Raw genomic sequence first — 20,090 nt, forward strand, 5'->3', positions numbered from 1 at the left:
CGGAAGGCTGCACGCTGCTCACGGCAGGCCTCCGAAGGTCGGTTCGATGCGCGAGGTGCCGCGCCCGCGCAGGATGGCCGATGCCGAAGCCGGCACCGTGGCGGCAGCCACCGGGGCCACCTTCGCGGGCGCACGCGGCGCGGCGGCCGGCGCCGGCGCGGCGGGCGCGGCGGCCGGAGCGGCGGGCTCGGCCGGCATCGCATCCTGGCGCACGGCACGCTGGCGCTCGGCGCGGTCCAGCTCGTAGCTGACCCGCAGCAGCAGGCCGATGGCCACGCAGGTCATCATCACGCTGGAGCCGCCGGAGGAGATCAGCGGCAGGGTCAGGCCCTTGGTCGGCAGCATGCCCAGGTTCACGCCGATCGAGACGAAGCCCTGCATGCCGATCCACAGGGCTACGCCGAAGGCGATGTAGCCGGCGAAGTGGCGGCGCATCTCCACGCACTTCAGGCCCAGGTGCAGCGCGCGCCCGACCAGCAGCATGTACAGGCCGATCACCAGGCAGACGCCGGCGAAGCCCAGCTCCTCGGCGATCACCGAGAAGATGAAGTCGGTGTGCGCTTCGGGCAGGTAGTTGAGCTTCTGCACCGACGCACCCAGGCCCACGCCGAACCACTCGCCGCGGCCGACCGCCATCAGCGCGTTGGACAGCTGGTAGCCGGCGCCCAGCTGGTCCTTCCACGGGTCCATGAACGAGGTGATGCGGCGCAGGCGGTACGGCTCGATGATCGCGACGATCACCAGCAGCGGCAGACCCAGCACGATCGGCAACGACATCCGCGGCAGGTTCACCCCGCCCAGCACCAGCATGCCGGCGGTGATGCCCAGCAGCAGCGTGGCCGAACCGAAGTCCGGCTGCGCCAGCAGCATCACCACCATCAGCGCCGCCACGCCCAGCGGCTTGAGCATCGCCGGCCAGGTCGCGTTGACCTCGTCGCGGAAGCGGACCAGGTAGCTGGCCAGCCACACGATGTAGAGCACCTTCACCGCCTCGACCACCTGGAAGCGAGACAGCCCCAGGTTGACCCAGCGCCGGGCGCCGTTGACGCTCACGCCCAGGCCCGGCAGCCACGGCAGCAGCAGCAGGACGAAGCAGCCCAGCAGCAGCAGCTGGTTGTATTTCTCCACCGTCTTCAGCTCGGTGCGCATCACCAGCACGGCCAGGCCGATGCCGACGCACAGGAAGACCACGTGGCGCACCAGGTAGTGGAACGGCCCCACGCCCAGGTTCTCGCCGATCGCCACCGAGGCCGAACCGACCATCACCACGCCCAGGCAGGCCAGCGCCACGGCCGCGGCCGCCAGCCACGGGTCGAAGTGGCCGCCGATGGCCTCCAGCCGGGTCGCTTGGCGCGAGAGGTCGTTCATCAGCGCACCTTCAACGTGGCCAGGCCGACCAGGACCAGGATCACCGAGATGATCCAGAAGCGGACGATCACGCGCGGCTCCGGCCACCCCTTCAGCTCGAAGTGGTGGTGGATCGGCGCCATCCGGAACACGCGCTTGCCGGTGAGCTTGAACGAGGCGACCTGGATCATCACCGACAGGGTCTCGATGACGAAGATGCCGCCCATCACCACCAGCACCAGCTCCTGGCGCACGATCACCGCGATCGTGCCCAGCACCGCGCCCAGCGCCAGGGCGCCGATGTCGCCCATGAACACCATCGCCGGGTAGGTGTTGAACCAGAGGAAGCCCAGGCCCGCGCCGGCGATCGCCGCGCAGATGATGATCAGCTCGCCGGCCCCGGGCACCTGCGGGATCTGCAGGTAGGTGGAGAACACCGCGTTGCCCGAGGCGTAGGCGAACACGCCCAGCGCGCAGGCCACCAGCACCGTGGGCATGATCGCCAGGCCGTCCAGGCCGTCGGTCAGGTTGACCGCGTTGGAGAAGCCGACGATCCAGAAGTAGGCGATGGCGACGAAGCCGACGCCGGCCAGCGGCAGCGCGATCGACTTGAAGAACGGCACGTAGAACGTGGTGGCCGCCGGCACGTCGGCGTACAGGTACAGGTACAGGCCGGCGGCCAGGCCGAAGATCGACTGCAGCAGGTACTTCCAGCGCGACTTCAGGCCGTTCGGGTCGCGCTTGACGATCTTGATCCAGTCGTCGTACCAGCCGATCGCGCCGAACGCGGCCATCACCAGCAGCACGACCCACACGTACTTGTTGCGCAGATCGCCCCACAGCAGCACCGACAGCAGCACGGTGATCAGGATCAGCGCGCCGCCCATGGTCGGGGTGCCGGCCTTGGAGAAGTGCGACTGCGGGCCGTCCTTGCGGATCGGCTGGCCGCCCTTGAGCTGGCCAAGCCTGCGGATCACCGCCGGCCCCAGCCACAGCGACAGGAACAGGGCGGTCAGCGCGGCGAGGATGCCGCGGAAGGTCAGGTAGCCGAACAGGCCGAAGAAGTTCTCGAGGCCCTGCAGCCAGCGCGCCAGTTCAAGCAACATCGGCATCCCCTTGCGCGAGCAGCGCGGTCACGATCCTGTCCATCGCGCTGCCGCGCGAACCTTTCACCAGCACCCGCAGGGCCTTGCCCGGGGCGGCACCGGCCGGGACCCGCGCGCGCAGGTCGTCGTGCAGCGCCGCGGCCAGGGCCTGGTGGGTGTCGAAATGCCGGCCCTCGCCGAAGGCGCGCGCGGCGGCGGCACTCAGCGGGCCCAGCGTGTAGAGGCGGGCGATCCCGGCGGCGCGCGCGCGGCGACCGGCGTCGGCGTGCAGCGCCTCGGCCTCCGGGCCCAGCTCGCGCATGTCGCCCAGCACCAGCCAGGCCTCGTCGCCGGAAGTGGCCAGCGCGTCGATCGCCGCGGCCACCGAACCGGGATTGGCGTTGTAGCTGTCGTCGACCAGCAGCGCATGGCCGGGCAGCGCGTGCGCCACCTGGCGGCCGGCGACCGGGCGCGCATCGCCCAGGCCGGCGGCGATCGCCTCCGGCTCCATGCCGCAGGCCAGGCCGATCGCGGCGGCGGCCAGCGCGTTGCACACGTTGTGGCGGCCCGGCAGCGCCAGCTCGACCTGGGCCTCGCCAGCCGGGGTCACCAGCACGAAGCGGCTGCCCTCGCCCGCCACGCGGATGTCGCGCGCGGTGACGTCGGCGCTGGCGTCCACGCCGAAGCGCAGCACCGTGCGGCCGCTGTCGGCCGGACGCACCACCTGCTGCTCGAACCATGCACCGAACGCATCGTCGGCATTGATGACCGCGGTGCCGCCATCGGGCAGCGCGGCGTAGATGGCGCCCTTGGTCCCGGCCACGCCGAGCAGGCTGCCCATCCGCTCCAGGTGCGCCGCGGCGACGTTGTTGACCAGGGCCACGTCCGGCCGCGCGATCGCGGTCAGGTAGGCGATGTCGCCCGGCTTGCCGGCGCCCATCTCGTAGATGGCGAAGTCGGCATCTTCCGGCGCGTCGATCACCGCCAGCGGCAGGCCGATCTCGTTGTTGCGGTTGCCCGGGTTGGCATAGGCCAGGCCGGCGCGCTGCAGCACGGCCAGGGCCAGCGTCTTGACGCTGGTCTTGCCGTTGCTGCCGGTGATCGCCACCACCTTCGCCGCGCGGTCGCGCTGCATGCCGGCGGCGATCCGCGCCAGCGCGCGCTCGCTGTCGGTCACCAGGATCTGCGGCAGCGGCGGATCCAGTTCAAGCAGGCGCTCGACCAGCAGCGCGCTGGCGCCGCGCATGGCGGCGTCGGTGGCGAAGTCGTGGCCGTCGAAGCGCTCGCCGCGCAGGGCCACGTACAGGCTGCCGCCGCGCAGCTGGCGGGTGTCGTGGCTGACCGCGTCGACCACGGTGTCGTCGCCATGCAGTTCGCCGCCGGCCCAGTGGGCGATCAGGGAGAGCGGAAGGCGGTTCATGCGCGCGCCTCCAGCGCCCGGCGGGCGACGTCGGTGTCGTCGAAGGGATGGCGCACGCCGTTCACTTCCTGGTACGGCTCGTGGCCCTTGCCGGCCACCAGCACGATGTCTTCGGGGCCGGCATCGCCGATCGCCCTGGCAATGGCGGCGGCGCGGTCGCGCTCCACCACCACCGCCTGCGGCGCGGCGAAGCCGGCGAGGATGTCGGCGACGATCGCGTCGCCGTCCTCGGTGCGGGGGTTGTCGTCGGTGACGATGACCAGGTCGGCCTCGGCCTCGGCGATCTGCGCCATCTGCGGACGCTTGCCGCGGTCGCGGTCGCCGCCACAGCCGAACACGCAGACCAGCCGCGCGGCGGCGTGCGCGCGCAGGCTGGTCAGCGCCTGGGCCAGTGCGTCCGGGGTATGCGCGTAGTCGATCACCACCAGCGGCAGCACGCCGTCGCCGCCAAGGCGGTTCATGCGCCCGGGCACCGGCTGCAGCCGGGACAGCGTCGTGGCGATCGTCGGCACGTCGTCGCCCAGCGCATGCAGCACGCCGGCCACGGCCAGCAGGTTGTCGACGTTGAAGCGGCCCAGCAGCGGCGAACGCACCGGATGCGAGTCCTCGCCGGCGAACAGCTCGAAGGCCAGGCCGCGGTTGTCGAAGCCGAGCGCCTCGGCGCGCACGGTGGCGCCGGCCTGGCCGCGCGAGCTCACCCCGACGGCCTGCAGGCCCGGCGCCAGGCAGCCACGCAGGGTGCGGCCGAAGGCGTCATCCAGGTTCAGCACCGCGGCCTTCAGCCCGGGTCGCGTGAACAGGCGCGCCTTGGCCGCGCCGTAGCTGTCCATGTCGCCGTGGTAGTCGAGGTGGTCGCGGGTGAGGTTGGTGAACACCGCCACGTCGTAGTGCACGCCGTCCACGCGGCCCTGGTCGAGCGCGTGCGAGCTCACTTCCATCGCCACCGCCTGCACGCCGTCGTCGCGCAGCTGCGCCAGCAGCGCGTGCATCGGCAGCACCAGCGGCGTGGTGAAGCCGGTCGGCCGCACCTGGCCGTGGCGGCCGGCGCCGAGCGTGCCGATGCTGCCGCTGGCGATGCCGCGCAGGTGCCAGGCCTGGGCCAGCAGCTGCACGGTCGAGGTCTTGCCGTTGGTGCCGGTGACCCCGACCATCGTCATCGCATGCGAGGGATGGCCATGGAACTGGTCGCCCATCGCGCCCAGCCGCGCGCGCAGCCCGGGCACGGCGATGGCATCGGCCGGCGCCGGGTACTCGTCCGGGGCCGGCGGTTCGAACAGCACCGCGGCCGCGCCCTGCTCCTGCGCCTGCTTCGCGAAGGCCAGGCCATGCGTGCCGAAGCCGGCGATGGCGACGAAGGCGTCGCCCGGACGCACCTCGCGGCTGTCCATCACCAGCCCGGAAACGTCGATGTCGCGCGGCAGCGCGACGTCGGGGATCAGGCGCGACAGGGGCATGCGGCGGGTCATGGCACGCCCCCGCCACCGACCATCGCCGGTGGAATCGTCGGATCCTCGGCCGGCTCCTCCAGCGCCGCCGGCAACGGCGGCAGCGAAGCCTGGCGCTTGGCCTCGCCGCGCGCCTGCGCGGCCAGCCAGGTATCGATGTCGTCCGGCGGCACGTCCATCAGCCGCAGCGCATCCTCCATCACGTTGCGGAACACCGGCGCCGATACCAGGCCGGCGTAATAGGAACCGGCCTGCGGGTCGTTGATCACCACCACCGTGGCGAAGCGCGGGTTGGACGCCGGGACCAGGCCGGCGAAGGTGGTGGTGTAGCGGCGCGCGTAGCCGCCGGCGGCGGCCTGGCGCGCGGTGCCGGTCTTGCCGGCGACGTGGTAGCCGAGGATCGCGGCCTGGGTGGCGGTGCCGCCCGGCTCGGTCACGGTCTGCATCATCCGCAGCACCTGGTCGGCGATCTCGGGCTTGACCACCTGGCGGGCCTCGTTGACCTGGCCCTTGACGAAGGTCGGGGTGATCAGCCGGCCGTGGTTGCCCAGCGCCGCGTAGGCCACCGCGATCTGCAGGGGCGTGGCCGACAGGCCGTAGCCGTAGGCCATCGTCGCCTTGGTCAGGCCGTCCCAGCGCGCCGGCTCGCGCAGCGAACCGATCGCCTCGCCGGGAAAGCCACTGTTGGGCGCCTGGCCGTAGCCGAAGCCGCGGATGAACTCGTAGAAGTACTGCGGCGACAGCGGCTCGGCCAGCTTCACCGCGCCCAGGTTCGAGCTCTTGGTGATGATGCCGGAGACATCGAGCACGCCGTAGTTGTGGTGGTCGCGGATCGTGTAGCGGCCCAGCGACATGTAGCCGGGGTTGGTGTCGAAGCGCGTGGCCGGGGTGATCCTGCCGGTGCTCAGCGCGGCGGCCACGGTGATCGGCTTCATCGTCGAGCCCGGCTCGATCAGGTCGGTGACCGCGCGGTTGCGGTGCGCGTCCTGGCTGGCTCCGCCGACCGCGTTGGGGTTGTAGCTGGGCAGGTTGACCATCGCCAGCACTTCGCCGGTGGCCACGTCCAGCACCACCACCGAGCCGCTGCTGGCCTTGTAGGTGTTCAGCGCGTTGCGCAGTTCGCGGTAGGCCAGGAACTGGATGCGGCGGTCGATGCTGAGGGTCAGGTCCTTGCCCGGCTCGGCGGCGCTGACCAGCTCGATGTTCTCGACGATGCGGCCGTGGCGGTCGCGGATCACCCGCTTGGAACCGGGCTTGCCGCGCAGCCACTCGTCGAACGCCAGCTCCAGGCCTTCCTGGCCGCGGTCGTCGATGTTGGTGAAGCCCAGCACGTGCGCCATGGCCTCGCCCTGCGGGTAGAAGCGGCGGAACTCGCGCTGCGAGAACACCCCCGGAATGTTGCGGGCGAGGATGGCCTTGGCCTGGTCCGGGTTGATCCGGCGCTTGAGGTAGACGAATTCCTTGTCGGCGCGCTGCGACAGCCGGCTCATCAGCTCGTCGGCCGGCACGCCCAGCGCCTGCGCCAGCTCCGGCAGGCGCTCGGGATGGCGCAGCAGTTCCTGCGGGTTGCCCCACACCGATTCCACCGGCGTGGACACCGCCACCGGCTCGCCGTTGCGGTCGGTGATCATGCCGCGCGAGGTCGGGATCGGGATCTCGCGGACGAAGCGGGCCTCGCCCTGGCGCTGGTAGAAATCGGCGTTGACCAGCTGGATCCAGGCGGCGCGGCCGACCAGCGCCACCGAACACAGGCCCAGCGCGACGCCGACCAGCATCATGCGGCCGCGCAGGTCGAACGCGCTGCGGTTGCGGTTGGGCCGGCTCACGGGCGCACCACCACGATGTCCTCGGCCTCGGGGAACTTCATGCCGAGGCGTTCGCGCGCCACCTGGTCGATGCGGTTGGCCTGCGCCCAGGTGGCCTGCTCCAGCTGCAGGCGGCCGAATTCGATGTTCAGTTCGTCGCGCTCGCGCTCGGCGCGGGTCAGTTCGACGAACAGCTGGCGGTGGCGGTAGCGCTCGTACACCACCGCGATGGCGGTGGCGACGGTGGCCAGCAGCAGCACGGCGAGCAGGATCCGGCTCATGCGACCCGCCTCCCCTGCCCGTCGAGCTTCTCGGCCACGCGCAGCACCGCGCTGCGCGCGCGCGGGTTGGCGGCCAGCTCGGCCTCGTCGGCGCGGATCGCGCCGCCCAGGTCGGCCAGCACCGGCACGAAGACTTCCGCCTGCGGCAGCCGGCGGTTGGCCGGCGGCGCCTTGGCGTGGCGGGCGATGAACTGCTTGGTGATGCGGTCTTCCAGCGAATGGAAGCTGATCACCGCCAGGCGGCCGCCCGGCTTGAGCGCGGCCAGCGCCGCGTCCAGCCCGGCCTCGAGGTCGGCCAGCTCGCGGTTGATGTGGATGCGGATGGCCTGGAAGCTGCGGGTGGCCGGGTTGCTCTTGTCCTTGCCGCGCGGCACCACCGAGGCGATCAGCGCGGCCAGCTCGGCGGTGCGGGTCAGCGGCTGCGCGCGGCGGGCGACGATGGCGCGGGCGATGCGCCGGCTCTGCTTCTCCTCGCCGTAGCGCCACAGCACCTCGGCGATCTCGGCCTCGTCGGCGCGCGCCAGCCATTGCGCCGCGCTCTCGCCGGATTCCGGGTCCATGCGCATGTCCAGCGGACCGTCCTTGCCGAAGGAGAAGCCGCGCTCGGCCACGTCCAGCTGCGGCGAGGACACGCCCAGGTCGAACAGCACCCCGTCCAGGTCACGCGCCTCTTCCCAGCCGGCGAGCGTGGCGAAGCTGCCGCGGCGGATCGACACGCGCGCGTCGCCGCCGAAACCGCGTTCGGCTTCCGCGATCGCTTCCGGGTCTTTGTCCATCAGCAGCAGCCGGCCTCCCGGGCCGAGTTGTTGCAGCACGCCGCGGGCGTGGCCGCCGCGGCCGAAGGTGCCATCCAGGTAACGTCCGTCCTCGACCACACGCAGCCCGTCCATGACCTGCGCGTACAGCACCGGCAGGTGCGCCGCCGGCGCTGACGGGGCAGCGGGGTGGCCGGCCTGCGCGCCCGTGCGCATCCGGTCCCCCGCCGTCACAACTTCAGATCGAGCATGTGCTCGCTCAGATCCTCGTCGGACAGCGTCCGCTGGATCTGCGCGTGATGCGCCTGCTCGCTCCACAGTTCGAACTTGTCGCCCATGCCCAGCAGCACCGCCTTGCGGTCGATGCCCACCGCGCTGCGGTGGCTGGGAGGGATGGAAATGCGCCCGTTGCCGTCCAGCTCCACCGGCACGGCGGCGCCGACCAGCTTCAGCTGCAGGCTGCGGTGCGCGGCGCGGGTCTTCGGCAGGGCGTTGACCTGGTCGCGGACCTGCTCCCACTGCGCGTGGGGGTACAGGTACAGCGAGCCGGCCTCGAACGGGTTGTAGGTGATGACCAGGCGGTTGCCGCACTCGCGCGCGACGAGGTCGCGGTAGGCCGTGGGAATGGCCACCCGTCCCTTGTCGTCCACTGTGATGGCGGTCTCGCCCTGGAACACGTCGCTGCTACCCGCACCCTGCTGCTGGAGGCTCTACAACCACGGAAAACCACAAAAACCCCGGTTTTCCCCCGGGAGCCCACCTTAGGATTCACCAACAGGGTTGTCAACAGGATTTCAAGGAAAAAATCGCCTGTTGCGTCAATGAGTTGCAGCGATGTTCACAGACAAGTTCAAGGGTTTTCCACAAGTCGCTGTTTAGTCTCAAATTTTGAGATTTCGCACTTGTGAAGGCCATGTGAGATCCGCGCAGGCGCACCCTGTCCCGGGACAGCACCGCCAGGACAACGCCCTGTATTCAGGGGAAGGTTTCGCGCGAAACGGCTTCACCGGGAGGATGACCGCCGCCGGCCGGCAGCCGGGCGCACCCTCCAGGGCAGGGATGAAAGGAAGTGGCGGAGCCGGCCGGTAAGCCGGGTTCTGTCGTGGACAGTCATTCCTCTAGGCGCAGCGTCACCGCTACGCTCAAGCAACCTACCCGGACCCGACGCGGGCAGCGCCATGGGGTCCCTATTTGGTCTTGCTCCCGGTGGGGTTTGCCGTGCCGGCCTGTTACCAGGCTCGCGGTGCGCTCTTACCGCACCATTTCACCCTTGCCCGCTTCCTGCCCCCCTTTCGGCGAGGCGGGAGCACGTTGCCGGACTTGCGTCCGTCCCGCGCCCCGGACCGCTGGCGGTATCTTTCTGTTGCACTTTCCGTCGGCTCGCGCCGCCCAGGCGTTACCTGGCACCGTGCCCTGTGGAGCCCGGACTTTCCTCGGCATGCTTGCGCATGACGCGACTGTCTGACCGGCTCCGCCAGGGACGCATTCTACGCTCAGCCGTATGAATACCCCACGCTTCGCTGAAGCGAAGCGTGGGCTCCGGCGAGCTTTGCCTCCGATCCCCTGCAGCCGGGGCGCCCCGCCCGTACCAACGGGGGCTTCGGCAGCAGACACGTGGCTGCGCGCCTTCGGCACGGTCGGAACCAGGGTAGCCCCGGGCGCCACCGCGGTGCCGGGGCTTTTTTGTAGAGTCGGGCTTGCCCGACTCCCCCGCCCGATGTCCCTGCCCGCGTGAAAGAGCAGCGGGGCAAGCCCCGCTCTACAACAGCGACGCGGCCGATAGTCCCTCCCGCCGGGAGAGGGAAACATCGCACGAAGCCACGACCGGAACGCGCCCGAAGATGCGGTAACGCGGGTCGCCAGAAGCATCTCGCTGGGTGATGCGACTGGGAAGCTGGCGCGTGGCGACGCGCCGAACCTCGCCAGCGCCCTCGTTCATTCCCGGGACCTTACCGCTGCACTACCTGCTACTTGTACCCCGTGCCCGGAAGGGCCGCTCACTCGTCCGAACCGCCACCGTAAAGGGCCTTGCGCGGGGCGCCGGTGATCTCCGCGGCGAGCCTGGCGGCGGCGGAGGGCGGGAGCTGCTTCGCCAGGATGGCGTGGACGCGGCGCCCCTCGGCCAGCTTCGCGTCGGCGTCCTCGCCCACGCCCTGCACGACCAGCACGAACTCGCCCTTGCGCTGGTCCGCGTCGGCCAGCACGCGTTCGTGGAGCCCGGCCAGGTCGCCGTCCAGCACCGTCTCGAAGAGCTTGGTCAGCTCGCGCGCCAGCACCGCCGGCCGGCCATCGCCGAAGGCCGCGCGCAGGTCGGCCAGCGACTCGTCGATGCGGTGCGCCGACTCGTAGAACACCAGCGTGCGCGGCTCCCCGGCCAGCGCCGCCAGCCGCTCCCGCCGCGCCGAGGCCTTGGCCGGCAGGAAGCCCTCGAAGGCGAAGCGGTCGCTGGGCAACCCTGCCACGCTCAGCGCCGCGATCAGCGCCGACGGCCCCGGCACCGGGCTTACCCGCACCCCCGCCTGCCGCGCCGCCCGCACCAGCCGGTAGCCCGGGTCGCTGACCAGCGGCGTGCCCGCGTCGCTGATCAGGGCCAGCGACTCCCCGGCCAGCAGCCGCGCCACCAGCCGCTCGGCCACCTGCTGCTCGTTGTGCTCGTGCAGGGCCAGCAGGGGCGTGCCGATACCGAAGTGCCCCAGCAGCTGCGCGCTGCGGCGGGTGTCCTCGGCGCAGATCGCGGCCACCTCGCGCAGCACCTGCTGGGCCCGCGGCGAAAGGTCGCCGAGGTTGCCGATGGGCGTGGCGACGACATGCAGGGTGGCGGCGGGCATCACAGGTCCAGGTCCGGGGGGAAAGGTAGAATCCTAAGCTCTTTCACCGACCGGCCCGGCCCCGACGGATGGACATGCAGAACCAGAACGCCCCCGCGACGCGCCCCTTCCGCCTGCGCTGGCTGGCGCCCTGCCTGGCCACCCTGCTGGCCGCCGGCTGCGCCAGCGTGGCCACCGCGCCCCCGGCGGCGCCGGAACATGCCGCCGCGCTGGCCCAGCTGGAACAGGGCCAGGCGCGCGAAGCCGCGCAGCGGCTGGAGACGCTGGCGGCCGGTGCCCGTGGCACCCAGCGCAATGCCCTGCTCGCCGATGCCGCCTTCGCCTGGCAGGAAGCCGGCGACGAGGCCCGCGCCCGCAGCCTGGCCGCCCAGGTCGACCCGCGCCGGGTCACCGGCGCCAGCCGCGCCCGCCTGGGCCTGCTGCAGGCCGAGTGGGCGATCGCCGGGAACCAGCCGGCCAACGTCCCCGCGCTGCTGGCCGGCAGCGATCCGGCGCTGCTGGGCGCGCCGCTGCAGGCGCGCTGGCGCCTGGCCCAGGCCCGCGGCCTGGAAGCCACCGGCGACGCGGTCGGCGCGGCCGCCGCCCGCGCCCGTGCCGATGCCGGCCTGCAGGGCGAGGCGCGCAACGCCAACCGCGAAGCGATCGAGCGCCTGCTGGCCGGCCTCGACGACGCCACCCTCTCCTCCCGTGCCGCCGCCCTGCCGGCCGGCGACCCGCTGTACAACTTCGCCGGCCGCGCCCTGGTCCGCCGCGGCCTGCCGCTGCCGCGCCCGTTCGACACTGCCCAGGCCTGGAACTTCGACCAGCGCGCCCCGGCCGCGGCCGACGGTTACCGCCCGCCGCGCAAGCTGGCGGTGCTGCTGCCGCTGACCGGCCAGCTGGCCACCGCCGCCGGCCCGGTCCGCGACGGCCTGCTCGCCGGCTATTACGCCGAACGCCGCCCGCGTCCGGCCATCACCTTCTACGACACCGGCGGCACCCCGGCCGGCGCCCAGGCGGCCTACGCCCGCGCCGTGGCCGAAGGCAACGACTTCGTGGTCGGGCCGCTGGGCCGCGACGAGGTCGGCGCGGTGTTCGCCGGCGCCGATGCCGGCGTCTCCAGCCTCGCGCTCAACCGCGGCACCGTCGCCCCGCCGCCGGGCCACCTGGCCTTCTCGCTGGCGCCGGAGGACGACGGCATCGTCGCCGCCGACTACCTGCTGGCGCGCGAGCACCGCAACGTGCTGGTGATCGCCGGCAGCGACGACAACGGCCGCCGCGCGGTGGAAGCGTTCCGTACCCGCCTCCAGGAACGCGGCGGCAGCATCGCCGGCGTGGTCAGCGTGGGCGAGGAGCCGGGCGATGTCTCCGCGCAGCTGGTGCAGGCCTCCGCGGCCGGCGCCGATGCGGTGTTCCTGGCGGTGCGCGGCCCGCAGGCCCGGGCGCTGGCGCCGCAGCTGGCCCTGGCCGGCTTCGCCGCGCGCACCCGCGTGGCCGGCTCGCAACTGACCTCCGGCACCGGCAAGGCCGAGGAGGACGTGGTGCTCGACGGCATCGTGTTCCCGGGCGAGGCCTGGCAGGCGCGCGGCGTCGCCGGGCTGCCGTCGTACAGCCAGGTCTCGGACATGCTGCCGACCGCGCGCGGTCCGGCCGCGCGCCTGTTCGCCTTCGGCCACGATGCCTGGCTGATCACCGCCTTCCTCGAACGGCTGCTGCGCAGCAGCGACGGCGAGCTGGCCGGCGCCACTGGCACCCTGCGCTCGGACGGCTTCGGCAACATCGTGCGCCAGCCGCAGTGGTCGACCTTCCGCGAGGGCGTCGTGGTGCCGGTGTCCGGCGGCGGCTACTGAGGCGATGTTCGACCGTCGCGCGCGCGGGCAGCGGGTCGAGGCCGCCGCGCGCGGACGCCTCGAGCGCGCCGGCCTGCGCACGCTGGCCGCCAACGTCGGCTATCGCGGCGGCGAGCTCGACCTGGTGATGCTCGAACGCGGCGCTTCCGGCGACACCGTGGTGTTCGTGGAAGTGCGCTACCGCGCCGGCGCGGCCTTCGGCGGGGGCCTGGCCTCGGTCGACCATGGCAAGCGGCGCAGGCTGGTCCGCGCCGCGCAGCTGTACCTGGGCGCGCATCCACGGCTGGCGCAGCTGCCCTGCCGCTTCGACGTGGTCGAGGCGCGCGGCGATCCGGGCGCGCCGGAACTGGAATGGCTGCGCGATGCGTTCCGCCTGGATGACGTCTAGCCGGCGCATACCCACTGCGCGTCGTTCGATGCTGCTGGCGTGCGGGCCTACAATCGGCCGATGACCGCCGCCCTGCCCCCCGCGCTCGACGCCACCCTTGCCGACCTGCTCGGCCCCGAAGGCTGGCTGACCGGCGAAGCGGCGCGGCGCGCGCACGGCGAGGACGATTCGCGCATGTCGGCCTTGCCCGCCGCGGTGGCGCTGCCGCGCGACCGCGAACAGGTCGCGGCGATCGTGCGCGCCTGCCGCGAACACCGCGTGCCGATCGTGGCGCGCGGCGCCGGCACCGGCACCGCCGGCGGCGCGGTGCCGTTCCAAGGCGGCGTGGTGGTGTCGTTCGCGCGCATGGACCGGATCCTGGAGATCCGCCCCGGCGACCGCTGCGCGGTCGTCGAGCCGGGCGTGCTCAACGGCGACCTGCAGCAGGCGCTGCAGCCGCACGGCCTGTTCTGGCCACCGGACCCGGGCAGCTACGAACGCTGCACCATCGGCGGCAACCTCGCCTGCAACGCCGGCGGCCCGCGCGCGGTGAAGTACGGCGCCACCCGCGACAACGTGCTCGGCCTGGTCGCGGTGACCGGCAGCGGCAAAGTGATCCGCTGCGGCGGGCCCTGGACCAAGGACGCCACCGGCTACGACCTCACCCACCTCGTCATCGGCAGCGAAGGCACCCTCGCCCTGGTCGTGGAAGCCACGCTGCGCCTGGTGCCGCGCCCGGCCGCGCAGGCCGGGCTGCGTGCGCTGTACCGCGACGCGGCCGCCGCCACCGCCGCGGTATCGCGGCTGATGCGCCAGCCGCAGGTGCCGGCCATGCTGGAGTTCATGGACGCCAGCGCCATCGCCCTGCTCCGCCGCAACGGCGCCGAGGTGCCGGAGGCCGGCGCGATGCTGCTGGTCGAGGCCGACGGCGACCACGACACCCTGCCCTACGCGCTGCAGGCGCTGGCCGACGCCGCCACCGGCGACGGCATGCTGGCGCTGGACGTGGCCACCGATGGCAGTGCCCGCGACCGGCTGTGGGCGGCGCGGCGCGCACTGTCGCCTGCGCTGCGCAGCATCGCCCCGGGCAAGATCAACGAGGACGTGGTGGTGCCGGTGTCGCGGATCCCCGGGCTGGTGTCGGGGGTGGAGGCGCTGGCGGCGGCGCATGCGCTGCCGATCGTGGTGTTCGGCCATGCGGGCAACGGCAACCTGCACGTCAACATCATGTACCACCCGGACGACGCCGCCGAGAGCGCACGCGCGCACGCGGCGCTGGAGCAGGTGTTCGCGCTGGTGCTGTCGCTGCAGGGCACGCTGTCGGGCGAACATGGCATCGGCGTGGCCAAGCGCGACTGGATGCCGCGCGCCCTCGATGCCGCCACGCTGGCGGCGATGCGCGCGGTGAAGGCGGCGCTGGATCCGGACGGCATCCTCAATCCCGGCAAGGTGCTCCCGCCCGTGTAGAGCGGGGCTTGCCCCGCTGCCTTTCATTTGCAGGAACAGCGGGGAAAAGCAGCGGGGCAAGCCCCGCTCTACGGCGGCGAAGCGCCGCCACGCCGCGCATGCGCGACGGATGCGAGAATGCCGGCGCACACGGCGGAGCGACAGCTTGGACACCCCCGATACCTTGGCGTTCGATTCGATCACCCTCGAGCAGCTGCGCGCGCACGGCGGGCTGAAGTGGCGCGCGTTCCCGGACTGCATCGGCGCCTTCGTCGCCGAGATGGACTTCGGCATCGCCGCGCCGATCCGCCAGGCCCTGCACGCCGCGGTGGAAAGCAGCCAGCTCGGCTACCTTTCCGCCACGCCGCTGCGGGCGATGGCCGAGGCCTGCGCCGACTGGCAGCGCCGCCACCACGGCTGGGACGTTTCCCCGGACGCGATCCGCGCCGTGCCAGACGTGCTCGGCGCGCTGGAGACGGTGTGCCGCCACTACCTGCCGGCCGGGGCGATGGTCGCGGTGCCGGTACCGTGCTACATGCCGTTCCTGCCGCTGCTGGCGTTGCTCGGCCATCCGGTGCGGCAGGTGCCGATGCTGCGCGGCGACGAAGGCTGGACGCTGGACGAGGACGCGCTGGCCCACGCCTTCGCCGACGGCGCGCGCATGCTGCTGCTGTGCAATCCGCACAACCCGATCGGCAAGGTCTACACCGAAGACGAGCTGCGCCGGATCGCTGCCATTGCCGCGCGCCACGACGCACGGGTGTTCGCCGACGAGATCCATGCGCCGCTGGTCTATCCGGGCCATCGTCACGTGCCCTACGCCAGCCTGTCCGACGAAGCCGCACGCCAGGCGATCACCGCGGTGTCGGCCTCGAAGGCCTGGAACCTGGCCGGGCTCAAGTGCGCGCAGCTGGTGTTCACCCGCGCCGAAGACCTGCAACGCTGGCGCGCGATCGGCCACTTCGCCGGCAACAGCACGTCCACGCCCGGCGTGATCGCGCACACCGCCGCCTGGCGCGAGGGCGATCCGTGGCTGGCGTTGGTGCTGGACTACCTGCACGGCAACCGCGAGCTGCTCGGCCGACTGCTGCGCGGGAAGCTCCCGCAGGTCGGCTGTATCGAGCCACAGGGTACCTACCTGGCCTGGCTGGACTGCCGCGCGTTGCCGCTGGATACCGCACCGGCCACGTTCTTCCGACGCCACGCCCAGGTCGCGCTGACCGATGGCGCCGAGTGCGGCGAAGGGGGCGAAGGCCATGTGCGGCTCAACTTCGCGATGCCGCGTCCGCTGCTGCAGGAAGCGGTGGAACGGATGGCGGCGGCGGTGGCGCGGCTCTGACCCGGGGCGTCGCGCAGCGGAATCCGCTCAGCCGAAATGCACGTACCCGCTGCGTGGCGGCTGCCACGGCCGGCCGTGCGCATCCAGCGCGCGCACGCCGCTGCCGGCGACGATGCGGCCGATGCGGGTGGCGTCCACGCACGCCAGTTCCAGCGCCGCGGCGACATGGTCGCGCAGCGCCGGATCGGCCGTGAAGCACAGCTCGTAGTCGTCGCCGCCACCGGCCTGCAGGGCGCTGCGTGACGGTCTGTCGAACGCGGCGGAGAGCGCCGGCGATGCCGGCAGCCGGGCGATATCGATCTCCGCGCCGACGGCACTGCGCGCGCAGACATGGCCGAGGTCGGCGAGCAGGCCGTCGGAGACATCGACGCAGGCGCGGGCCAGGCCGAGCAGGCGGCGGCCGGCTTCCACGCGCGGCGTCGGGCGCGCCAGCCGCGCGTGCAGGGGCGCGGCCACGTCCGCGGACACGGGCGGCACTTCGCCATCCGCGGGGATGTGCCCGCCCAGCACCAGCGCCGCCGCGGCATCCCCCAGCGTGCCGGTCACCCATACGTCGTCGCCGGCGCGGGCGCGGTCGCGGCGCAGCGCTGCACCGGTTTCAACCAGGCCCATTGCGGTGACCGCGATCGACAGCGGGCCGCGCGTGGTGTCGCCGCCGACAAGGGCGATGCCGTGTATCCCGGCCAGTTCCGCGAAGCCGTCGACGAAGGCGCGCAGCCACGCCTCATCGGCTTCCGGCAGCGAGAGCGACAGTGTGCACCAGGCCGGGCGCGCACCCATCGAGGCCAGGTCGGACAGGTTCACCGCCAGCGCCTTCCAGCCGGTATCGGCCGGCGCGGCGTCGGGCGGGAAGTGCACGCCGGCATTGAGCGTATCGGCGGTAACCACCAGCTCGTGGCCGGGTGGCACGCGCAGCAGCGCGGCATCGTCGCCGATGCCCAGGGCCACGTCGCCGCGTCCGGCGGCGGCACCGGTGCGCGCGCGGACCAGGTCGATGAGGTCGAATTCGGCCATGCCTGCCATCTTGCCCGCTACGGGCGCCGCGCGGCTACGCCATAGGCCTGCGGGCGGACGCGGTCGTGGAGCGTGCGGATGCGCGGCCTGCCGGCGGCCGCACGAGGGGGACGCAGCGCGGCGGCGATCGCCAGCGCGCCCGCCGCGGCCTCAGCGGCCGTTGCCGTTGCGGCCGGCCTGCATTTCCAGCGGACGCCACTGCGCGCTGGCGCGGTCGAGCACCCCGTTGACGTAGGTGTGGCCGTGTTCGGAACCGAAGCGCTTGGCGGTCTCGATGGCCTCGTTGATCACCACGCGGTAGGGCACGTCCGGGCGGTGCAGCAGTTCGTACGCGGCCAGGCGCAGCACGGCGCGCTCGATCGCGTCGACTTCCTCGACGCCGCGGTCCAGGTGCGGGGCCAGGGCCACGTCCAGGCCGGCGCGCTCGGCGATCACGCCGCGCACCAGGTCCTCGAAATACTCGAGGTCGGCCACTTCGTGGGCCTGTTCGTGGGCGAACTGGGCGATCACCTGCTGGGCGTTGCCGCCGGAGATCTGCCAGGCGTAGATCGCCTGCAGGGCGCGGCGGCGGGCGCGGGCACGCAGCACCGGGTCGACGCCGGGGCGGGAACGATGGGGACGGTTCATGGCAGGCGCTCCAGCAGGTTGATCATTTCCAGCGCGGCAAGCGCGACTTCCTCGCCCTTGTTGCCGTGGCTGCCGCCGGCGCGGGCCTCGGCGTCCTCGAAGCGTTCGACGGCCAGCACGCCGTTGAGCACCGGCACGCCGGTGTCCAGGGCGACGCGCATCAGGCCTTCGGCGCAGAGGTCGGCGACGTGTTCGTAGTGGCGGGTATCGCCGCGGACGACGCAGCCCAGTACGACCAGGGCGCGGTGGCCGCCGGCGAGGGCGAGCTGGCGGGCGGCGACCGGCAGTTCCCAGGCGCCGGGCATGCGGACGACGTCGACGGCATCCTCGGGCACGCCGTGGTCGGCCAGGCAGCGGCGGGCGCCGGCGACGAGGGCGTCGGTGATGCGGGCGTTCCAGCGGCTGGCCAGGATCGCGATGCGGGCGCCGGCCGGCAGGCGGAGGTCGCCTTCGTAGAGGGTCATGGGTTACGGGTCCTCGGGGGTCGCACAGTTTACCGGACGCGGGTGCGAGGGGCGTCCGGGGTAGGCCGATCAGGTACTGGAAGGCGTGGCGGGAGCGGGAGCGGCGTGGCTGGATCCGGAGCGGAAGCGGCGGAAACGTGGCTGGAGGAGCGCCGCCCTGGCGCCCCTGCCGCTCGTGTCCCCCGGCGCCGGCCAGGGCCGGCGCCTCCTCCTTCACCTCCCGTCAGGGGCGCCTAGGCGACGCTTTGACGGGTGGCGGACTTCCAGGAGAGCGGGCCTCGCCATGTTGCTGCGGCAGGCCAGTTCAGGCCACTTACGGGGTGACGTACTCGACGACCTCCAGGCCGTAGCCGGCCAGGCCTACCTGGCGGCGCGGGGTGCCCAGCACGCGCAACCTGCCCAGGCCGAGGTCGGCCAGGATCTGCGCGCCGGCGCCGTTGCGCCGCCACTGGCCGACGTCCTTGCGGTTGGCCTGGATCTCCGGCTGCTTGCGCAGGCGCGCCAGCAGGGCCTCGGGGTCGCGCGGCTCGGACAGCACCACCATCACCCCCTGCCCTTCGGCGGCGATCGCGCGCAGGGCGTCGGTGGCGGCCACGCCGAAGTCGTCGCGGCGCCAGTGCAGCAGGTCGCTCAGCGGGTTCTCGACCTGCACGCGGACCAGGGTCGGGGTGGCTTTGCCGGGGGTGCCGCGGACCAGGGCGAAGTGCAGCTCGTGGGCGATGCGGTCGCGGTAGGTCAGCAGGCGGAACGGGCCGAACTCGGTGTCGATCTCGCGTTCGTCGACGCGCTCGACCGTGTGCTCGTTGGCCAGGCGCCAGGCGATCAGGTCGGCGATCGAGCCCATCTTCAGGCCGTGCTCGCGCGCGAACACTTCCAGCTCGGGGCGCCGGGCCATGGTGCCGTCGGGGTTCATGATCTCGACCAGCACGCCGGCCGGCTCCAGGCCGGCGAGCATCGGCAGGTCGCTGGCGGCCTCGGTGTGGCCGGCTCGGGTCAGCACGCCGCCGGGCTGGGCGATCAGCGGGAACACGTGGCCCGGCTGGCTCAGGTCGCTCGGCTTGGCGTCCGGGCGCACCGCGGTGCGGATGGTGTGGGCGCGGTCGTAGGCCGAGATGCCGGTGGTGACGCCTTCGGCGGCCTCGATGCTGACGGTGAAGTTGGTCTGGAACTGCGCGGTGTTGCGCTGGACCATCGGCGCCAGCCCCAGCTGGCCGCAACGCTCGCGGGTCAGCGACAGGCACACCAGGCCGCGGGCGTGGGTGACCATGAAGTTGATGTCGGCCGGGCGCACCAGCTCGGCGGCCATGATCAGGTCGCCTTCGTTCTCGCGGTCCTCGTCGTCGACGATCACCACCATGCGGCCGGCGCGGATCTCCTCCAGCAGTTCGGGGATGGGCGCGAAGTTCATGCCGCTGCTCCTTCGCCGCCGGCACGCGCGCCGAGCAGGCGCTCGACGTAGCGGGCGACCAGGTCGATCTCCAGGTTCACCGCATCGCCCAACTGCGTCTCGGCGAAGCGGGTATGGGCGACGGTGTGCGGGATCAGCGCGACCTCGAAGCCCTCTTCGTCGACCTCGTTGACGGTGAGGCTGACGCCGTCGACGCAGATCGAGCCCTTCTTCGCGATGTACTTCAGCAGCGGCGCCGGCGCGGAGAAGCGCCAGCGCTGCGCGCGTGCGTCCTCGTGCACCGACAGCACCTTGCCGATGCCGTCCACGTGGCCGCTGACCAGGTGGCCGCCAAGGCGGTCGTCCGGGCGCATGGCGCGTTCCAGGTTCAGCGCGGCGCCTTCGGCCAGCGTGCCGAGGGTGGTCAGCGACAGGGTTTCGGTGGAGGCGTCGGCCTGGAAGGACGAAGCATCGAACGCGATCACGGTCAGGCACACGCCGTTGACCGCGATGCTCTCGCCGAGGCGCACGTCGGCGAACGGCAGGCTGCCGGTGGCGAAGGTAAAGCGGACGTCGCCGCCGCGCGGTTCGCGCGCGGCCAGGCGGCCGACGCCTTCGATGATGCCGGTGAACATCAGCGCACCTCCGGCA

General features: G+C 72.5%; 18 protein-coding genes and 1 other RNA gene. 4 read left to right on the top strand and 15 right to left on the bottom strand.

Going from position 1 to position 20,090, the window contains the following annotated elements; genetic code table 11:
• Positions 1-18: 18 nt before the first annotated feature.
• The 10 genes from ftsW to rsmI form a co-directional block, all read right to left on the bottom strand.
• Complete coding sequence (gene ftsW / locus PSEJ35_RS0102725) at positions 19-1,368, bottom strand: putative lipid II flippase FtsW (RefSeq protein WP_028916448.1); 1,350 nt, start codon at positions 1,366-1,368, stop codon at positions 19-21.
• Positions 1,368-2,453, bottom strand: a complete 1,086-nt coding sequence (gene mraY / locus PSEJ35_RS0102730) for a phospho-N-acetylmuramoyl-pentapeptide-transferase (RefSeq protein WP_024870186.1) — start codon at positions 2,451-2,453, stop codon at positions 1,368-1,370. The genes ftsW and mraY overlap by 1 nt, the downstream gene beginning before the upstream one ends.
• Positions 2,443-3,852, bottom strand: coding sequence for a UDP-N-acetylmuramoyl-tripeptide--D-alanyl-D-alanine ligase (gene murF / locus PSEJ35_RS0102735; protein ID WP_028916449.1), 1,410 nt, complete (start codon positions 3,850-3,852; stop codon positions 2,443-2,445). The genes mraY and murF overlap by 11 nt, the downstream gene beginning before the upstream one ends.
• A complete protein-coding gene (locus tag PSEJ35_RS0102740) occupies positions 3,849-5,318 on the bottom strand; it encodes a UDP-N-acetylmuramoyl-L-alanyl-D-glutamate--2,6-diaminopimelate ligase (RefSeq protein ID WP_051412440.1) in 1,470 nt (489 codons plus the stop codon). The genes murF and PSEJ35_RS0102740 overlap by 4 nt, the downstream gene beginning before the upstream one ends.
• Entirely contained in the window at positions 5,315-7,075 is a 1,761-nt protein-coding gene (locus PSEJ35_RS0102745; RefSeq protein ID WP_051412449.1) for a penicillin-binding protein 2, read from the bottom strand. Before PSEJ35_RS0102745 ends, PSEJ35_RS0102740 begins: the two co-directional genes overlap by 4 nt.
• Positions 7,076-7,119: 44 nt before the next feature.
• Positions 7,120-7,383, bottom strand: coding sequence for a cell division protein FtsL (gene ftsL, locus PSEJ35_RS0102750; RefSeq protein ID WP_028916452.1), 264 nt, complete (start codon positions 7,381-7,383; stop codon positions 7,120-7,122).
• Positions 7,380-8,354: a 16S rRNA (cytosine(1402)-N(4))-methyltransferase RsmH gene (rsmH, locus tag PSEJ35_RS0102755; protein WP_028916453.1), complete on the bottom strand. Its 975-nt coding sequence runs from the start codon at positions 8,352-8,354 to the stop codon at positions 7,380-7,382. The genes ftsL and rsmH overlap by 4 nt, the downstream gene beginning before the upstream one ends.
• Before the next feature lie 14 nt (positions 8,355-8,368).
• Positions 8,369-8,815, bottom strand: coding sequence for a division/cell wall cluster transcriptional repressor MraZ (gene mraZ / locus PSEJ35_RS0102760; protein WP_028916454.1), 447 nt, complete (start codon positions 8,813-8,815; stop codon positions 8,369-8,371).
• Between the two features lie 393 nt (positions 8,816-9,208).
• An RNA gene (rnpB, locus tag PSEJ35_RS16555) (RNase P RNA component class A) lies at positions 9,209-9,611 on the bottom strand.
• A gap of 524 nt (positions 9,612-10,135) precedes the next feature.
• On the bottom strand, positions 10,136-10,966 hold the full coding sequence (gene rsmI, locus PSEJ35_RS0102765) for a 16S rRNA (cytidine(1402)-2'-O)-methyltransferase (protein WP_028916455.1): 831 nt from the start codon (positions 10,964-10,966) through the stop codon (positions 10,136-10,138).
• Positions 10,967-11,040: 74 nt separating this feature from the next.
• Between rsmI and PSEJ35_RS0102770 the strand changes: the two genes are divergently transcribed.
• The 4 genes from PSEJ35_RS0102770 (at position 11,041) to PSEJ35_RS0102785 (ending at position 15,947) form a co-directional block, all read left to right on the top strand.
• The gene (locus tag PSEJ35_RS0102770) at positions 11,041-12,795 is read left to right on the top strand and encodes a penicillin-binding protein activator (RefSeq protein WP_084635409.1); all 1,755 of its coding nucleotides are present in this window, start codon (positions 11,041-11,043) and stop codon (positions 12,793-12,795) included.
• A gap of 4 nt (positions 12,796-12,799) precedes the next feature.
• Positions 12,800-13,183 carry a YraN family protein gene (locus tag PSEJ35_RS0102775; protein ID WP_028916457.1) on the top strand — a complete coding sequence of 128 codons (384 nt, stop codon included), beginning with the start codon at positions 12,800-12,802 and terminating at the stop codon, positions 13,181-13,183.
• Between the two features lie 60 nt (positions 13,184-13,243).
• Positions 13,244-14,629, top strand: coding sequence for an FAD-linked oxidase C-terminal domain-containing protein (locus tag PSEJ35_RS0102780; protein WP_028916458.1), 1,386 nt, complete (start codon positions 13,244-13,246; stop codon positions 14,627-14,629).
• A gap of 145 nt (positions 14,630-14,774) precedes the next feature.
• Entirely contained in the window at positions 14,775-15,947 is a 1,173-nt protein-coding gene (locus PSEJ35_RS0102785; protein WP_028916459.1) for an aminotransferase class I/II-fold pyridoxal phosphate-dependent enzyme, read from the top strand.
• A 27-nt stretch (positions 15,948-15,974) separates the two neighbouring features.
• Here the strand turns inward: PSEJ35_RS0102785 and thiL are convergent, their stop codons facing one another.
• The 5 genes from thiL to PSEJ35_RS0102810 form a co-directional block, all read right to left on the bottom strand.
• Positions 15,975-16,961, bottom strand: a complete 987-nt coding sequence (gene thiL, locus PSEJ35_RS0102790; RefSeq protein ID WP_028916460.1) for a thiamine-phosphate kinase — start codon at positions 16,959-16,961, stop codon at positions 15,975-15,977.
• Positions 16,962-17,111: 150 nt separating this feature from the next.
• Positions 17,112-17,588 carry a transcription antitermination factor NusB gene (gene nusB / locus PSEJ35_RS0102795; protein WP_028916461.1) on the bottom strand — a complete coding sequence of 159 codons (477 nt, stop codon included), beginning with the start codon at positions 17,586-17,588 and terminating at the stop codon, positions 17,112-17,114.
• Positions 17,585-18,052 (bottom strand): 6,7-dimethyl-8-ribityllumazine synthase, encoded by a 468-nt coding sequence (gene ribH / locus PSEJ35_RS0102800; protein WP_028916462.1) that lies wholly within the window; start codon positions 18,050-18,052, stop codon positions 17,585-17,587. The genes nusB and ribH overlap by 4 nt, the downstream gene beginning before the upstream one ends.
• 313 nt (positions 18,053-18,365) lie before the next feature.
• A complete protein-coding gene (gene ribB / locus PSEJ35_RS0102805; protein WP_028916463.1) occupies positions 18,366-19,460 on the bottom strand; it encodes a 3,4-dihydroxy-2-butanone-4-phosphate synthase in 1,095 nt (364 codons plus the stop codon).
• Positions 19,457-20,074 (bottom strand): riboflavin synthase, encoded by a 618-nt coding sequence (locus PSEJ35_RS0102810; RefSeq protein WP_028916464.1) that lies wholly within the window; start codon positions 20,072-20,074, stop codon positions 19,457-19,459. The genes ribB and PSEJ35_RS0102810 overlap by 4 nt, the downstream gene beginning before the upstream one ends.
• Between the last annotated feature and the right edge of the window lie 16 nt (positions 20,075-20,090).

This window comes from Pseudoxanthomonas sp. J35, from assembly GCF_000513995.1.
In the GTDB taxonomy this organism is placed as follows: Bacteria; Pseudomonadota; Gammaproteobacteria; order Xanthomonadales; family Xanthomonadaceae; genus Pseudoxanthomonas.

Excerpts from the sequence above, each read along its gene's own strand:
- murF (WP_028916449.1), bottom strand. The coding sequence starts at position 3,852 with ATGAACCGCCTTCCGCTCTCCCTGATCGCCCACTGGGCCGGCGGCGAA.
- ribH (WP_028916462.1), bottom strand. The coding sequence starts at position 18,052 with ATGACCCTCTACGAAGGCGACCTCCGCCTGCCGGCCGGCGCCCGCATC.
- PSEJ35_RS0102775 (WP_028916457.1), top strand. The coding sequence starts at position 12,800 with ATGTTCGACCGTCGCGCGCGCGGGCAGCGGGTCGAGGCCGCCGCGCGC.
- PSEJ35_RS0102780 (WP_028916458.1), top strand. The coding sequence starts at position 13,244 with ATGACCGCCGCCCTGCCCCCCGCGCTCGACGCCACCCTTGCCGACCTG.
- thiL (WP_028916460.1), bottom strand. The coding sequence starts at position 16,961 with ATGGCCGAATTCGACCTCATCGACCTGGTCCGCGCGCGCACCGGTGCC.
- mraY (WP_024870186.1), bottom strand. The coding sequence starts at position 2,453 with ATGTTGCTTGAACTGGCGCGCTGGCTGCAGGGCCTCGAGAACTTCTTC.
- PSEJ35_RS0102810 (WP_028916464.1), bottom strand. The coding sequence starts at position 20,074 with ATGTTCACCGGCATCATCGAAGGCGTCGGCCGCCTGGCCGCGCGCGAA.
- PSEJ35_RS0102770 (WP_084635409.1), top strand. The coding sequence starts at position 11,041 with ATGCAGAACCAGAACGCCCCCGCGACGCGCCCCTTCCGCCTGCGCTGG.
- rsmI (WP_028916455.1), bottom strand. The coding sequence starts at position 10,966 with ATGCCCGCCGCCACCCTGCATGTCGTCGCCACGCCCATCGGCAACCTC.
- ftsL (WP_028916452.1), bottom strand. The coding sequence starts at position 7,383 with ATGAGCCGGATCCTGCTCGCCGTGCTGCTGCTGGCCACCGTCGCCACC.
- ftsW (WP_028916448.1), bottom strand. The coding sequence starts at position 1,368 with ATGAACGACCTCTCGCGCCAAGCGACCCGGCTGGAGGCCATCGGCGGC.
- nusB (WP_028916461.1), bottom strand. The coding sequence starts at position 17,588 with ATGAACCGTCCCCATCGTTCCCGCCCCGGCGTCGACCCGGTGCTGCGT.
- ribB (WP_028916463.1), bottom strand. The coding sequence starts at position 19,460 with ATGAACTTCGCGCCCATCCCCGAACTGCTGGAGGAGATCCGCGCCGGC.
- rsmH (WP_028916453.1), bottom strand. The coding sequence starts at position 8,354 with ATGCGCACGGGCGCGCAGGCCGGCCACCCCGCTGCCCCGTCAGCGCCG.
- PSEJ35_RS0102745 (WP_051412449.1), bottom strand. The coding sequence starts at position 7,075 with ATGATGCTGGTCGGCGTCGCGCTGGGCCTGTGTTCGGTGGCGCTGGTC.
- PSEJ35_RS0102740 (WP_051412440.1), bottom strand. The coding sequence starts at position 5,318 with ATGACCCGCCGCATGCCCCTGTCGCGCCTGATCCCCGACGTCGCGCTG.